The sequence below is a fragment of the Litchfieldia sinesaloumensis genome (assembly GCF_900156865.1).
Classification (GTDB): domain Bacteria; phylum Bacillota; class Bacilli; order Bacillales; family Bacillaceae_L; genus Ferdinandcohnia; species Ferdinandcohnia sinesaloumensis.
In genome coordinates this window covers 2,986,520-3,000,650 of sequence record NZ_LT732529.1, presented here as the reverse complement: position 1 = coordinate 3,000,650, position 14,131 = coordinate 2,986,520, and the positions used below count along the sequence as shown (strand labels likewise).

The 14,131-nt window shown below is 40.2% G+C and carries 12 protein-coding genes; 8 read left to right on the top strand and 4 right to left on the bottom strand.

From position 1 onward, the window contains the following. Nucleotides 1–84: 84 nt before the first annotated feature. The 4 genes from CZ490_RS14945 (at nucleotide 85) to ftsX (ending at nucleotide 3,588) form a co-directional block, all read left to right on the top strand. The gene (locus CZ490_RS14945) at nucleotides 85–951 is read left to right on the top strand and encodes a YitT family protein (RefSeq protein ID WP_077619635.1); all 867 of its coding nucleotides are present in this window, start codon (nucleotides 85–87) and stop codon (nucleotides 949–951) included. A 56-nt stretch (nucleotides 952–1,007) separates the two neighbouring features. Beyond that, nucleotides 1,008–1,355 carry a cytochrome c551 gene (cccB, locus tag CZ490_RS14940; protein WP_077619634.1) on the top strand — a complete coding sequence of 116 codons (348 nt, stop codon included), beginning with the start codon at nucleotides 1,008–1,010 and terminating at the stop codon, nucleotides 1,353–1,355. A 663-nt stretch (nucleotides 1,356–2,018) separates the two neighbouring features. Further along, nucleotides 2,019–2,705 carry a cell division ATP-binding protein FtsE gene (gene ftsE, locus CZ490_RS14935; RefSeq protein WP_077619633.1) on the top strand — a complete coding sequence of 229 codons (687 nt, stop codon included), beginning with the start codon at nucleotides 2,019–2,021 and terminating at the stop codon, nucleotides 2,703–2,705. Next, a complete protein-coding gene (gene ftsX / locus CZ490_RS14930) occupies nucleotides 2,695–3,588 on the top strand; it encodes a permease-like cell division protein FtsX (protein WP_077619632.1) in 894 nt (297 codons plus the stop codon). Before ftsE ends, ftsX begins: the two co-directional genes overlap by 11 nt. A gap of 37 nt (nucleotides 3,589–3,625) precedes the next feature. On the opposite strand, the gene CZ490_RS14925 is transcribed toward ftsX, so the two are convergent. From CZ490_RS14925 to katA, 3 genes are all read right to left on the bottom strand, one after another. Next, the gene (locus CZ490_RS14925) at nucleotides 3,626–3,976 is read right to left on the bottom strand and encodes a hypothetical protein (protein ID WP_077619631.1); all 351 of its coding nucleotides are present in this window, start codon (nucleotides 3,974–3,976) and stop codon (nucleotides 3,626–3,628) included. Between the two features lie 235 nt (nucleotides 3,977–4,211). Next, nucleotides 4,212–4,652: a Fur family transcriptional regulator gene (locus CZ490_RS14920; RefSeq protein WP_077619630.1), complete on the bottom strand. Its 441-nt coding sequence runs from the start codon at nucleotides 4,650–4,652 to the stop codon at nucleotides 4,212–4,214. A gap of 108 nt (nucleotides 4,653–4,760) precedes the next feature. Beyond that, entirely contained in the window at nucleotides 4,761–6,221 is a 1,461-nt protein-coding gene (gene katA, locus CZ490_RS14915; RefSeq protein ID WP_077619629.1) for a catalase KatA, read from the bottom strand. A gap of 323 nt (nucleotides 6,222–6,544) precedes the next feature. On the opposite strand from katA, the gene CZ490_RS14910 reads away from it, so the two are divergent. After that, nucleotides 6,545–8,167 carry a catalase gene (locus CZ490_RS14910; RefSeq protein ID WP_077619628.1) on the top strand — a complete coding sequence of 541 codons (1,623 nt, stop codon included), beginning with the start codon at nucleotides 6,545–6,547 and terminating at the stop codon, nucleotides 8,165–8,167. A gap of 40 nt (nucleotides 8,168–8,207) precedes the next feature. On the opposite strand, the gene CZ490_RS14905 is transcribed toward CZ490_RS14910, so the two are convergent. After that, nucleotides 8,208–8,807, bottom strand: coding sequence for a nitroreductase family protein (locus CZ490_RS14905; RefSeq protein WP_077619627.1), 600 nt, complete (start codon nucleotides 8,805–8,807; stop codon nucleotides 8,208–8,210). 519 nt (nucleotides 8,808–9,326) lie between these two features. Here CZ490_RS14905 and CZ490_RS14900 point away from each other — a divergent pair. The 3 genes from CZ490_RS14900 (at nucleotide 9,327) to CZ490_RS14890 (ending at nucleotide 14,115) form a co-directional block, all read left to right on the top strand. Further along, the gene (locus CZ490_RS14900; protein WP_077619626.1) at nucleotides 9,327–10,772 is read left to right on the top strand and encodes a S41 family peptidase; all 1,446 of its coding nucleotides are present in this window, start codon (nucleotides 9,327–9,329) and stop codon (nucleotides 10,770–10,772) included. Nucleotides 10,773–11,483: 711 nt separating this feature from the next. Further along, nucleotides 11,484–12,677, top strand: a complete 1,194-nt coding sequence (locus CZ490_RS14895; protein WP_077619625.1) for a PDZ domain-containing protein — start codon at nucleotides 11,484–11,486, stop codon at nucleotides 12,675–12,677. A gap of 232 nt (nucleotides 12,678–12,909) precedes the next feature. Continuing rightward, nucleotides 12,910–14,115 (top strand): MFS transporter, encoded by a 1,206-nt coding sequence (locus CZ490_RS14890; RefSeq protein ID WP_077619624.1) that lies wholly within the window; start codon nucleotides 12,910–12,912, stop codon nucleotides 14,113–14,115. Nucleotides 14,116–14,131 lie beyond the last annotated feature (16 nt).

The window sequence follows — 14,131 nt, the reverse complement described above, 5'->3', positions numbered from 1 at the left end:
TTGAAGCCGTGATATACTTCCAAAGGCTTAAGTTGAAAAAGGAAGATTTAAAGCATTTTATGGCTTGCATACGGGGGTATTTTCATGAGTAAGAGAAGACGTCGGCAGGAAGTGCACCCAACACTTCACAAGGTAAAGGAATACATATACATACTGCTTGGTTCGGCCACTGTGGCTCTATCGTTTAATTTGTTTTTGTTACCGAACAAGGTTGCATCCGGTGGTGTAAGTGGGATTAGTATTATCCTGAACTCCCTTTTCGGATGGGAAGCAGCCTATGTTCAGTGGGCTTTAAATATCCCTTTATTCATCGCTGGGGTTATGATTCTTGGGAAGGTGTATGGTGCCAGGACGTTAATTGGCACACTCTTTTTGCCATTTGTTGTTTACCTTTCTAGGAATCTGGAACCGGCTACGCTCGACCCATTGCTCGGTGCCTTGTTTGGAGGAATTGGAGTAGGCCTAGGGCTTGGCATTACATTCCGCGGTAATGCTTCGACTGGCGGGACAGATCTAGCCGCTCAAATTGTCCATACGTTTTCAGGAATTTCTCTTGGAAAATGCGTTGCATTTATTGATGGCTTGATTGTTGTAACTTCTGCTATTGTGTTCGATATTGAGAGTGGACTTTATGCGTTAATTGGACTTTTCGTTACAAGTAAGACGATTGATTTGGTACAGGTTGGAATCGGCAATTCGAAAATGGCTCTCATTATTACGAATCAACAGGATGAAGTGCGACAGGCAATCTTTGATAAGTTGGACCGAGGGGTAACAAAGCTATCAGGATATGGCGGCTACACCGACGATGAACGTCCAATGCTTATGTGTGTAGTTGATCAGACAGAGTTCACAAAATTGAAACAAGTGGTCCGAAGCATTGATACATCTGCATTTGTCGTGGTTATGGATGCTGCAGAGGTAGTTGGAGAGGGTTTTAAACGAGCGTAAAAGGGGTATAATAAGGTTTGTATAATGGAAAATTTTATTACAGGGGGTAAATTTTAGTGAAACGTAAGCTATTCGGATTTCTATTAGGAACAACACTTGTTTTCGCTCTAGCTGCTTGTGGTGGGGACGACAATGCAGGAGACGCGCCAGCAGGTGACGGTGGCGATAACGGCGGAGGAGCTTCTGTCGCTAACGCTGAAGAAATCTATCAACAAAACTGTGCAGCTTGCCACGGTCAAGACTTAAGTGGTGGTGCTGGTCCAGATCTAACTAAGGTTGGATCAAAGTATGGTTCAGACGAAATTGCTGACATCATCGAGCATGGTCAAGGCGCAATGCGTCCTGGAATCATCGAAGGTGAAGAAAAAGACGCAGTAGCTTCATGGCTATCTGAGAAAAAATAATGAGCAGGCCTTCCGGGTGGACCGGAAGGCTTTTATAATGGTCAAATTAGGGTTTGTTCCATAAATGGAGTGTAGTGTCCCATATATGAAGAGGTGTGTCCCATAAATCGGATGTAATGTCCCATATCCGGCGAGTACTGTCCATAAATTGCAAAGGATGTCCCATATCCCAAAACCAATAGAATAGATAGTCGGCCTTCCGGATGAACCGGAAGGCTTTTAAAAAGGACAAATTAGGGTTTGTCCCATAAACGGAGTGTAGTGTCCCATATATGATTGGTGTGTCCTAACCTCAATGAATCTTCAATTTGTTGGAAAGAATAAAGGAAGAATCTACAACCTTTCCTACTACCAATATTTACACACGACCAACTGAACCCTATCGATATCGCATCCTTACTTCCGTGAAATAAAATTGTAATATTTTTGAGTCGTTTTTTGACGAATAATGATGTTATAATGAAAAACGTAGTGAAATAAACTTTAAATTATCTTATAATTACATGTTGCATAGTCAAATAGGGCGCAAGTATGTCTAAGAGGACATAGGCGCTCTCATTTTCATTTAATAGATTATTAACTTAACATATTCCCCCACTAATCCGGTGGGGGTCTTGATTGCCAGAGGATGATGGATAAAAAAACGATGATAGGTGATTCGTAATGATTGAAATGAAAGATGTTTATAAAAAGTATCCGAACGGCGTTATGGCCGTTAATGGAATAAATGTAAGTATCAAACAAGGTGAGTTTGTGTACGTGGTTGGTCCCAGTGGTGCAGGGAAGTCAACGTTTATTAAAATGATGTACCGTGAAGAGAAACCGACAAAAGGCTCAATCGTTATTAATGGTATTGACCTTTCGAGGTTAAAGGAAAAAAAAGTTCCACTACTACGTAGAAATATCGGGGTCGTGTTCCAGGATTTCAAGCTTTTACCACGATTGACGGTGTATGAAAACGTGGCATTTGCGCTTGAAGTAATTGAAGAAAATCCAAAAAACATTAAAAAGCGTGTTATGGATGTGCTTGACCTTGTTCGTCTTAAGCATAAAGCACGATTTCTTCCAGATGAGCTATCTGGTGGGGAACAGCAGCGTGTATCAATTGCGCGCTCGATTGTAAATAATCCGGGTGCTTTAATCGCGGACGAGCCTACAGGAAACCTTGATCCTGAAACATCTTGGGAAATCATGAACATTTTTGAAGAAATTAATTTTCGCGGGACGACAATTGTTATGGCCACTCATAACCGTGAAATTGTAAATACGATTAAAAGACGTGTAATCGCCATTGAAAGTGGTAAAATTGCGCGTGATGAAGTAAGGGGTGATTACGGGTATGAAGCTTAATACACTCCGCCGTCATTTGAGAGAAAGTACAAAAAACCTTGGCCGTAATGGCTGGATGACATTTGCATCAGTCAGTGCCGTAACAGTTACGCTTCTTCTTGTAGGTGTGTTTTTAGTTATCATGATGAACTTAAACAGCATGGCAACATCTCTTGAAAAGGATGTTCGTATCAGTGTTCACATGGAATTAACTTCGACTGAGGAAGAGCATAAAGCCCTGCAAGCAGAAATCGAAAAAGTAGCTGGTGTTGATGAGGTTGTTTTTTCATCCAAAGACCAAGAGTTATATAAGATGATTGACAGCTTTGGTGAGGATGGAAAAGTCTTTGCATTGTATGAACAAAGTAACCCACTACATGATGTGTTTGTCGTGAAGACGGAGAATCCACAAGATATCATGAAGGTTGCAGAAGCAGTTGAAAAAATGGAACATGTTCACAGTGTGAACTACGGAAAAGGTAAAGTAGAGAAGATTTTTAGCACAGTCGGTGTTTCACGAAACATTGGTATTGGGCTGATTATCGGTTTGCTTTTCACAGCGATGTTCTTAATTTCAAATACAATTAAAATTACCATTTTTGCGAGAAAAAGAGAAATTGAGATTATGAAACTAGTAGGGGCGACTAACGCGTTTATTCGCTGGCCGTTTTTCCTTGAGGGGTTATTCCTTGGGATTCTAGGTTCACTATTACCAATTGGAATTATCCTTGGATTCTACAATTTCTTATATGATTTGATTCAACCGCAACTAGCTGGAACATTCCTAAAGCTATTGCCATTTAATCCATTTGCGTTCCAAGTAACAGCGCTATTGCTACTAGTTGGTGCATTCATTGGAGTATGGGGCAGCTTAATGTCCGTTCGAAAGTTCCTTAAAGTATAACGAAAAGCACACTCGCCTGAGTGTGCTTTTTTGATTCTTAGTAATAAAATGGAAATGGGAAGAAGAATGGAAATGCGAAGACGCTAAATGGGTAATGGCGACGACGGAAGCGGCGATACCGTCTGCGACCATATCCGCCGTATCCACCACCAAAGCCACCATATCCTCCGAAACCGCCATATCCACCGAATTGGCGATCCATTTCACCATCTTCTACATCCTCGGGAACGAGCATCGTTACCCCGTTATCATCGATGTCTTCGATGATTCCTTGCATCTGTGTACCGTCACTCATTTGACCGATTACATAATAGTTTTGAAGCTTATGACAGACGTTTTGAATGTCCTGTCCTTGTTGCATGTGCATACCATATGGATTGTAGTGCATATGATCCCTCCTTTGCATTAGTAGGATATTCACCTAATGCTCGGACTGTTATCATATTTTTAGACAGTTGTTAGGAACCTGTTACCTAATCCAAAATAAAAAGCCCGACTATAATGGGCTTAACTGGCATACGTCATTTTCGCTTTTTTTAATTTCATTCCGCATGCACAGCTAGTGCTATGTTTAAGAATTTTCATTTCAGATTTACAAGTTGGACAGATTGTTTTAGGCATTATCAATCACCTTCTTTTACTTTGGTTTCATTTTGGCAAGTGGGGCAAAGTCCGTACACTTCCATTTGGTGTGAGAATATTTGATATTGGGTAAGCTTACGGGCAACATGTTCAATCTGTGTTAGCGTTGGATAATTAAAGTCGAAAATATCACCGCAAGACTCACATAATATATGGTAGTGATTTGGTTGGTTGGCAAGTTCATATTTGCTCAATCCATTACCATAAGGCAGTTCTTTTAAAATTCGTAATGATACGAATAGCTTGATATTGTTATAGATAGTGGCAATACTAATTTGTGGTATTTGTCGATGTATGTCTTCCACAGTAGGATGACCTTTCAAGGTAAGAATAGTTTGTAAGATTAGCGTTCGTTGAGGTGTAATACGTAATCCACGTTCTTTTAAAAAAGGAATAAGTTTTGTCATTTGTTCTTTTTGCACGATTAGCAACCTCTTTTTTAGATGATAAGAAAGGTATCCGGGTTACGGATACCTCTTTGTGTGAGAATAAAATAAGATGTTCAATTTTTAACGCTACAGTTTTGCTACTTACTTCGCTACTACTTCACCTTGAACTTCTAGACCAAGTCCTTCTGCGATGCGAGTTCCGTATTCAGGATCTGCTTTGTAGAAATGGCTGATTTGACGAAGTTTGATTTCTTCTAATTCAACTGGCTTCATTGCGCCAACAATTGTTTCAACTAGGCGAGTGCGCTCTTCCTCAGTCATTAAGCGGTAAAGGTCACCAGCTTGTGTATAGTGATCGTTGTGATCATAGGCTACGCTGTCCGCGATGCCTTCAACTGCGAATGCATGTTGTTTTGCTTCAGGTGTTTCTTTTGGACCGCTAAAGCTATTAGGCTCGTAATATACTGAACTACCACCGTTATTATCAACACGCATTTGACCATCGCGTTGATAGTTGTTCACATCAACTCGTGCACGGTTAATTGGTAGAGTTTGGTGGTTTGCACCAACACGGTAACGGTGTGCATCATGGTAAGCGAATAAACGACCTTGAAGCATTTTGTCAGGTGATACATCGACACCAGGTACTAATGTTCCAGGTGAGAATGTAGCTTGTTCTACTTCTGCAAAATAGTTTTCAGGGTTGCGGTCTAATACCATGCGACCAACTTCGATTAATGGATAGTCTTTTTGAGACCATACTTTTGTCACATCGAACGGATCGAAACGGTATGTATTCGCGTCCTCCAATGGCATGATTTGAACGTAAAGCTTCCATTCAGGGAAGTCACCTTTTTCAATTGCATTGAAAAGATCCTCTGTGTGGTAATCAGGATTTTCCCCAGCGATTTGTGTAGCAACTTCATTTGTTAAGCTCTTCACGCCTTGCTCTGTACGGAAGTGGTACTTAATCCAAACACCTTCTCCTTCAGCGTTTGTCCATTTAAACGTATGGCTTCCGTAACCGTGCATGTGACGCCATGTTGCCGGAATACCGCGGTCACCCATTAACCAAGTTACTTGGTGTAATGATTCAGGAGAGTGAGACCAGAAATCCCATACTGCTGTAGGGTTTTTTAAGTGTGTTTGTGGGTGACGCTTTTGTGTATGGATGAAGTCAGGGAACTTAATCGCATCGCGGATAAAGAAAATCGGTGTGTTGTTACCAACGATGTCATAGTTTCCTTCTTCTGTATAAAATTTAACTGCAAAACCACGTGGGTCACGAACTGTATCAGCAGAACCATTTTCCCCTGCAACGGTTGAGAAACGGATGAATAGAGGAGTTCGTTTGCCAACTCCATTAAATACTTTCGCTTTTGTATATTTTGAAACATCATTTGTTACTTCGAAATATCCATGCGCGCCGCTACCTTTTGCGTGAACAACACGTTCTGGAACTCGTTCTCTATTAAAATGCGCTAATTTTTCTAGGAGGTGTACATCCTGGATTAATACAGGTCCTCTTGAACCAGCTGTAATTGAGTTTTGGTTATCTCCAACAGGAGCACCCCAACTTGTAGTGAGTCTATTGTTACTCAAGTAAATCACCTCATAATTGTTAGTTGTTTTGTAATACATTTACTATAATAACATCTCCAAAATAAAAATCAATACTTTTTTATAATTATTATAAAGTAATAGAGATTAAATTCTAATACTTATTATTCATTATAGAGTCAAAAGGTATTAGGACGCTAGTAATATGCATGATAATAGGTGCGTTTCATATTTTGGATTCTTAGCTATTTTCAGTTAGAAGGTTTTGTTTGAGAATATTAAAAGCTAGTAGGATTTAAAGTACATAGAAAATGCTGGGAAGGAAATAATTACAATGAATTTTCATTTAAGAGAGGAAGTGCAACATGAAGGATGAAAATAAACTAGACAGTTTGGAAGGAGTAGGAGAATCAGACGATAACCGTTTAGGAACAGGGGAATCACATGATTCCTTAACAAACAGGCAAGGACACCCTGTTACTGATAATCAGAATATCCGTACGGTTGGAAATCGTGGCCCTACTACAATGGAGAATTATGATTTTCTTGAAAAAATGTCACATTTTGATCGCGAGCGTGTACCTGAGCGCGTTGTGCATGCTAGAGGTGCAGGTGCACATGGTTATTTCGAGGCATACGGCAAAGTTGGTGACGAGCCGGTTTCAAAGTACACACGTGCGAAATTGTTCCAAGAGGCTGGTAAAAGGACACCTGTATTTGTACGTTTTTCAACGGTTGCTGGTGCTATGGAGTCTCCTGAGACAGCAAGGGATCCACGAGGTTTTGCAGTGAAATTTTACACGGAAGATGGAAACTGGGATTTAGTCGGAAACAATTTAAAAATCTTTTTTATTCGCGATGCTATTAAATTTCCAGACATGATTCATGCGTTCAAGCCAGACCCCGTTTCAAACCTTTCGAGCCCAGAAAGAATGTTTGATTTTGTATCGAAAACACCTGAAGCAACGCATATGATTACATTTCTATTTTCACCATGGGGTATTCCGGCAAACTATCGCCAAATGCAAGGGTCGGGCGTAAATACATACAAATGGGTGAACAAGGACGGCGAGGCTGTCTTAGTAAAATATCACTGGGAGCCGCTAAAGCAAGGAATTAAGAATTTGACGCAAAAGGAAGCAAATGAAATTCAAGCGACAAATGTTAGCCATGCAACTCAAGATTTATATGAAGCAATTGAGCGTGGCGATTATCCAGAGTGGGAGCTTTGTGTGCAAATTATGAGTGATGACTATCATCCTGAACTTGATTTCGATCCACTTGATGATACAAAGCTGTGGCCGACAGATAAGTTTCCATTCTTGAAGGTCGGAAAAATGGTGTTAAACAAAAATCCAGAAAACTATTTTAATGAAGTTGAACAGGCTGCGTTCGGTACGGGCGTTCTCGTAGATGGGCTTGATTTTTCAGATGATAAAATGCTCCAAGGAAGAACGTTCTCTTATTCAGATACGCAACGACACCGAGTTGGGGCAAACTATTTACAACTGCCAATAAATGCACCGAAGAAGCGTGTGGCAACGAACCAACGTGGGGGTCAAATGTCTTATCATGTGGATGTACCACCGAGTGGCAATCCGCATATCAATTATGAGCCATCCATGCTTGGTGGTCTGAAGGAAGCGAAACAAGAAGGCAAAGTACACGAGCCGCATTACAATGATAAGCTGGTTCGAGAAAAAATTGACCGCCCGAATGATTTCGGACAAGCGGGTGAAACATATCGTAACTTTTCAGATGCTGAGCGGGATGAGCTTATTAGCAACCTGGTGGAAAACTTGAGAGTGTGCCATCCAGACATTCAGAACAAAATGATCGAGTACTTCACGAATGCTGATGAGGATTACGGCCGCCGTGTGCGTGAAGGTCTAGCAAATGCAAAAGACACGACAGACAATAGCTCTGCAGCAGCACAAGAGGCAGTAGAGAAGTCGAAAACGATGGGACAAAAAACGGACGGCTATTAAAAGAAAGCATCGGTTCTTAAAAGGACCGATGCTTTAACTATTAATCGATTTTTTGATTGAATTTTCCTTCAAACAAGATTTCATTTAAGGGACGGCGAGCATTTGGTTGTTCGCGCTCTTGAAGTATTTCTGGTAACGTTTCTTTGTCACCGCGATATCCAATTACAATTAAGTTTTGGATTTGAAATTTTTCCGGAATCTGCAAGACTTCACGTGCTTTGTCACGGTCAATCCCACCAACAACATGAGTGCTCAGGCCGTGCTTTGCAGCTTGAATCTCAAGGTAACCCGAAGCTGTACCAGCATCAAATGTATGGTATTCGTTTGGACCTTGTTCAGTTTCTGATTCTGAAACGATTAGGGCAAGTGCAGGTGCATTTTTACACCATGTGAGATTATTCGGTAAAATAAAGGAATGAAACAGCTCACGATTTTCTTCAGTGCGAGCCAGAATAAAGCGCCATGGCTGAATGTTAAAACCAGATGGAGCCCAACGTGCTGCCTCAAATACACTTAATAAGATCTCCTCAGGCACTTCCTTATCTAAAAAAGCGCGTGGTGACCAACGATTGGTGAAAACTGGGTCAATTGGATATTCTGCTTTTCGGTTATTTTCAACCTTTGTTGCTGTTTGTACCAAAATGTAAACCTCCTCGTGATAGTCATTGTTTCTATTTTATAGATTTCTTTCTGACTTTTCTAGAAAATTGCTTGTATGGTCGATTATTTAGCTGGAGATTTGGTTGAATCCATAGTTTCTCCATTAAAACTACAACTTACGGCTATTATTTATGGTTCTTAGCGAAAAAAAAGCCATTCTCTTTCAACCCAATCCTTACCACATTTTTCTTTACTTCATTCTGCTAAAACTTTTATAATGGGAGAGTAGCAAAATTTTTACCAATTACACATCGAGGCAACGCCTCATTTTTGTCATAAAGTGTACAAGCATTTCATATTTTTATACAAAGGCATCGCACTAACGCATGTGTGGTGCCTTTTGCTACAGCTCTACGGAGATAGTCAAAAAGGTCTAAGTACATAAGCGGATTGAGACTTTTTGGCTATTAAGCGTGAGTAAGGCATGAATAAGAACGTAAAAGCTACAAAAATTAACGGTATGAATTTGTATTTGTATTCGTGATGAGGAGGAACACAGGTGAGTCGTAAAATTGTCGCATTATACATGGCACTATCCTTACTATTAGGGGCGAGTGTTACATTTTTAGTGGTTCAGTTGCTTGATAATAATGAACAACCACTCGTTCAACAGCCAAGCCAAAACAACGAAGGAACTAATAAAGAAAACTCAGACAATCTATCGAAAATCGGTCAAGCATACAACATGATTTTATCTAACTATGTTGAAAAGGTTGACGAAAAACAACTAATTGAGGGCGCAATTCAGGGGATGGTAGGTACTCTGGGTGACCCATATTCCGCATATATGGATGAAGAAACAGCAGCCCAATTCAATGACTCATTGGAATCCTCTTTTGAAGGAATTGGTGCTGAAGTGAGCATGATGGAGGGCAAGGTTACAATCGTCGCACCATTCAAGGACTCACCAGCTGAAAAATCAGGTCTAAAGCCAAATGACCAAATTATCAAGATAGACGGCGAAAGCATCGAAGGACTTGATCTATATGAGGCTGTATTAAAAATTCGCGGTGAAAAAGGTACCGTTGTGACACTGCAGGTGATGCGACCAGGTGCAACAGACTTAATGGAAGTAAAAGTAACGCGTGATACGATCCCAATCGAAACAGTCTATACTGATTTGAAGGAACACGATAATAAAAAACTCGGGTATATTGAAATCACTTCATTTGCACAAGAAACAGCAGAGGATTTCGTCACCGGATTAATTGAGTTAGAAGAGCAGGGAATGGAAGGCCTGATCATCGATGTTCGTGGCAATCCGGGTGGTCTCCTTGAAAGTGTTGAAGAAATTTTAAAACAGCTCGTTACAAAAGAGAAGCCATATGTACAAATTGAAAACAGAGACGGCGAAAAGCAGCGCTTCTTCTCCACTCTTGAAAAACAAAAGGACTATCCAATTGTCGTGTTAACGGACCAAGGTAGTGCGTCTGCTTCCGAGATTCTAGCAGGTGCATTAAAAGAATCAGGTGGATATGATATCGTTGGGGAAAAAACATTTGGTAAGGGAACCGTCCAACAAGCGCGCGACATGGGCGACGGAAGTAACTTGAAGTTAACGATGTTCAAGTGGCTTACACCAGATGGAAATTGGATTCATCAAAAAGGAATCGAACCAACTGTTGAGGTTAAACAACCAGACTTTTTCTATGCAAACCCAATTCAGTTCGAAAATGAACTGACACAAAATATGAACAATGAAAAAATCAAAAATGCGCAACTAATGCTTAAGGGAATTGGATTTGATCCAGGTCGTGAGGACGGCTACTATAGTGAAGAAACTGTCGAGGCCGTAAAATCCTTCCAAGAAGCCAACAAATTAGAAGTAACAGGCACAATTAACGAAAAAACAGCCGGAGCTATTGAAGCAAAAGTCATCGAAGCCATCCGCGACGAAAAGAACGACCAACAACTTAAAAAAGCAATGGAAGTACTATTTAAATAAGATCTGAATGCACCTCTCCCATGGCGGAGAGGTGTTTTTTAGTTTTGACGATCTATTGGTTTAGCGGTTATGGGACAGAAATTTAGATAAATGGGACAAAGTCGGTGAGATATGGGACAGAGATTCCATTATATAGGACAAACATTGGATTTTATGGGACACAACCTCAAATATATGGGACAAACCGCTTTTTCGTCCGAGCGGGAGGCTGGGATGGGGAGCTAACTCCAGTTAATTAGCGCAAGTTCGGGTTGCCCTTTTTTAAGATATGGGACAGAGTTATCGATATATGGGACAGTGCGGAAATTTATGGGACATAACTCCAATTATATGGGACAGACACAGCACTTTAAGGGACACAACTCACAACATATGGGACAAACCCAAATTTTGACCCATATTAAAAACCTTCCAGTAGCAACTGGAAGGCAGACTAACTAAAACAGTATAGAGGAATTATGTAATAGAAAAGAGTCATGGTATTCCGTTTTGTCTCAATGTTTAACGACCAAGTAAAACAAAGCAAAGAGGAATATAGATGACTCAAATATAGTTGAGCCAAGATGTGGATGTTTTAAAAGTCCACCCCCGATATTCTTTTTCCATAAAAATCAACGTATGCATTATGTCAAGTATTTGGTACAATAAAAGTTAGGAAATCGAACGTAAATATTTTACATATTCAAGTCATAACTATAGGTGGTGAAAAAATTGATTGAGACATGGTTACTCGAATTTGCAAAAGGGATTGGGCGTTTTTTTCTGCATCCGATGTTTTATTATTTCGTCGGATATTGCGTACTATTAGGCTATTTTCGTGTCAAACGTGAGCGACGCGCTTTTCATATAAGAGTAGAGGATGGATTTTTCGACCTGAGATCCTTACTTCCTGGTGGATGGCTCGCAGGATTACTCATTTCGGTTGTAACGATAGCCGCCGGTGTAGTCATTCCCTTTGGGAGCATTGTGGTAATCGCAATCGTCACATTCCTACTTAGTTTGCCGATTAGTACACGCCTATTATCACCTGCTTACATTTTAGGTGCATCGTTTTTTGCAATTATTTTATTATCAAATTTAACGGTTGAAAATACATTTATTGCGAGATTGCTAGACGATATGGGGAATACAAGCCTAGCTTCAATCGCGATTTTACTAGGAGCATTGCTAGTAGCTGAAGGAATCTTAATTGTGAAAAGAGGTCACATTGGAACGTCACCTGACCTTTTAAAAAGCAAACGAGGACTTCCAGTAGGAGCCCATATTTCACAACGATTATGGCTTGCACCGGTGTTTTTATTAATGCCAGGAGAGGCACTCACCACACATTATGAATGGTGGCCAGTCTTTACAGTGTCTGGACAAGCATATTCATTAATTTTGGTTCCGTTCGGAATTGGCTTCTATCATAAAGTAAAAAGCATGCTTCCGAAACAGAGTATACCGATTGTCGGAAAACGTGTAATTCTATTAGGAATTGTCGTTGGGGGGATAGCAATTGCAAGCATTTGGTATCCAGTCACAGCCATTATTGCCGCGAGCTTTGCACTAGTAGGACGGGAACTCATCTACTTGCAGCACTATATTATGGATGAATCAAAACCATCGATTTTTTCTCAACGAAATCATGGCCTTCTCGTACTAGGCATTATTCCGTACTCACCAGCAGAAAAAATGCAGATCACCATTGGTGAGACAATTTCAAAGGTTAACGGCATTCAAGTCAAAACGGTTCAAGAATTTTACATGGCACTTCAAAAGAATAGGGCATTATGTAAGCTCGATGTATTGGACATCAATGGTGAGGTTCGATACGTCCAACGTGCCCTTTATGAAGGTGAGCACCATGAACTCGGCATCCTGTTTGTGAACGAAGGCAAGGGATGGAAGGGCAAAGCGGTTTAATTAAATAGAACAACCAGAGAAACGGCTTCTAGTCGTTTCTCTTTTACTAAGAAAGACTTACTTTTCAATAACTACCCCTACATATTTTTTATCCTTAAGTGAATGTTTTATGAAAAGCATTAAATAACAGTCAAGCGTAGTAAAAGAAAGATATCCAGTAGGAGGCTTCGTCCATTGTAAAATTCCCTTATTATTTCATATATCAATATTGATGAATAAGGGGTAGAAATAAGTGAAAAGTAGTTCTTTCCGATTTTTGTGGATTGGTCAATTGTTTGCCAATTTAGGCGATGTATTTTATGTGGTTGGGTTGATCGCTATCTTATATTCTGTAACAGAATCGGCCATGTACTTGGCGCTGTTACCTTTTTTAAATACGTTTGGAAGATTTATGAGCGGTATCATTTCACCGTTGCTTTTAAATAAATACAAATTAAAATCTCTTCTAGTAAGCTCGCAGTTTAGCAAAACGATAATCCTATTATTGCTTGCTGTATGGGTTAGCTCACAATCAAATCCCGGAATTGTAGGTATTGTTTGCTGTATCTTCCTTATATCCTTTTTTGATGGCTGGGCGATGCCTGCGACAAACGCGATTCTACCTAGAATCGTCGAAGAATCTCAATTGTTGAAGGCAAATAGTTTTACTTCAGTTATGAATGAGACAGCTCAATTAGGTGGCTGGGCCTTAGGTGGAATGCTGGTTGCGATAATAGGTGGGGAACATGTCATTTGGCTAACCTTTTCAATGTTTATCGTTTCTACGATTTTAATGATAGGGATTGTAGACAAAACACCTTTCCAAGTGAAAAGTGAAAATCAAAAAACGGTTGAAGTTTTAAAAGAAGGTTGGTTGACCATCTGGCATAATCCTGTCCTTCGAAGCATCCATGTCGTTTTCTTTTTAGAAGCTATTGCAAACGTCGTTTGGGTAGCCGCTATTCTCTATGTATTTGTTAGCGAGGTCTTACAAGTAAATGAAACATGGTGGGGCTATATTAACACTGCGTTTTTTATCGGTCTAATCCTTGGAGGCGTCATTTGCTCGAAACTTTCAGTGACATTCGAAAAGCACATGAGAAAGGCGGTATTGTTCTCTTCATTTGGTGTCTCTATCGTAACTCTATTATTTGGAATAAACGCAATTGCTTGGCTGGCATTGATCCTAGTTGTATTGAGCGGGTTAATTGAACAAATGAAAGGCATCACCATACACACTTATTTACAAAGAAACGCATCAGCAGAAGAATTGCCAAAGATCTATAGTGCACAACACAGTATGGTGTCAGTAGTATTTGGACTTTCAACATTGGTATTCGGTGGTATAGCCGAGTATCTAAACGTTCAATTAGCGTTTATCTTGGCAGGAACACTCCTGGCAACTTCAGGTTTCTATCTATTGACAAAGAAAAATGTATTCCTACCAATTAACGAATAGAAAACAAAAGGGCTGC

Excerpts from the sequence above, each read along its gene's own strand:
- CZ490_RS14945 (WP_077619635.1), top strand. The coding sequence starts at position 85 with ATGAGTAAGAGAAGACGTCGGCAGGAAGTGCACCCAACACTTCACAAG.
- ftsE (WP_077619633.1), top strand. The coding sequence starts at position 2,019 with ATGATTGAAATGAAAGATGTTTATAAAAAGTATCCGAACGGCGTTATG.
- ftsX (WP_077619632.1), top strand. The coding sequence starts at position 2,695 with ATGAAGCTTAATACACTCCGCCGTCATTTGAGAGAAAGTACAAAAAAC.
- CZ490_RS14925 (WP_077619631.1), bottom strand. The coding sequence starts at position 3,976 with ATGCACTACAATCCATATGGTATGCACATGCAACAAGGACAGGACATT.
- CZ490_RS14910 (WP_077619628.1), top strand. The coding sequence starts at position 6,545 with ATGAAGGATGAAAATAAACTAGACAGTTTGGAAGGAGTAGGAGAATCA.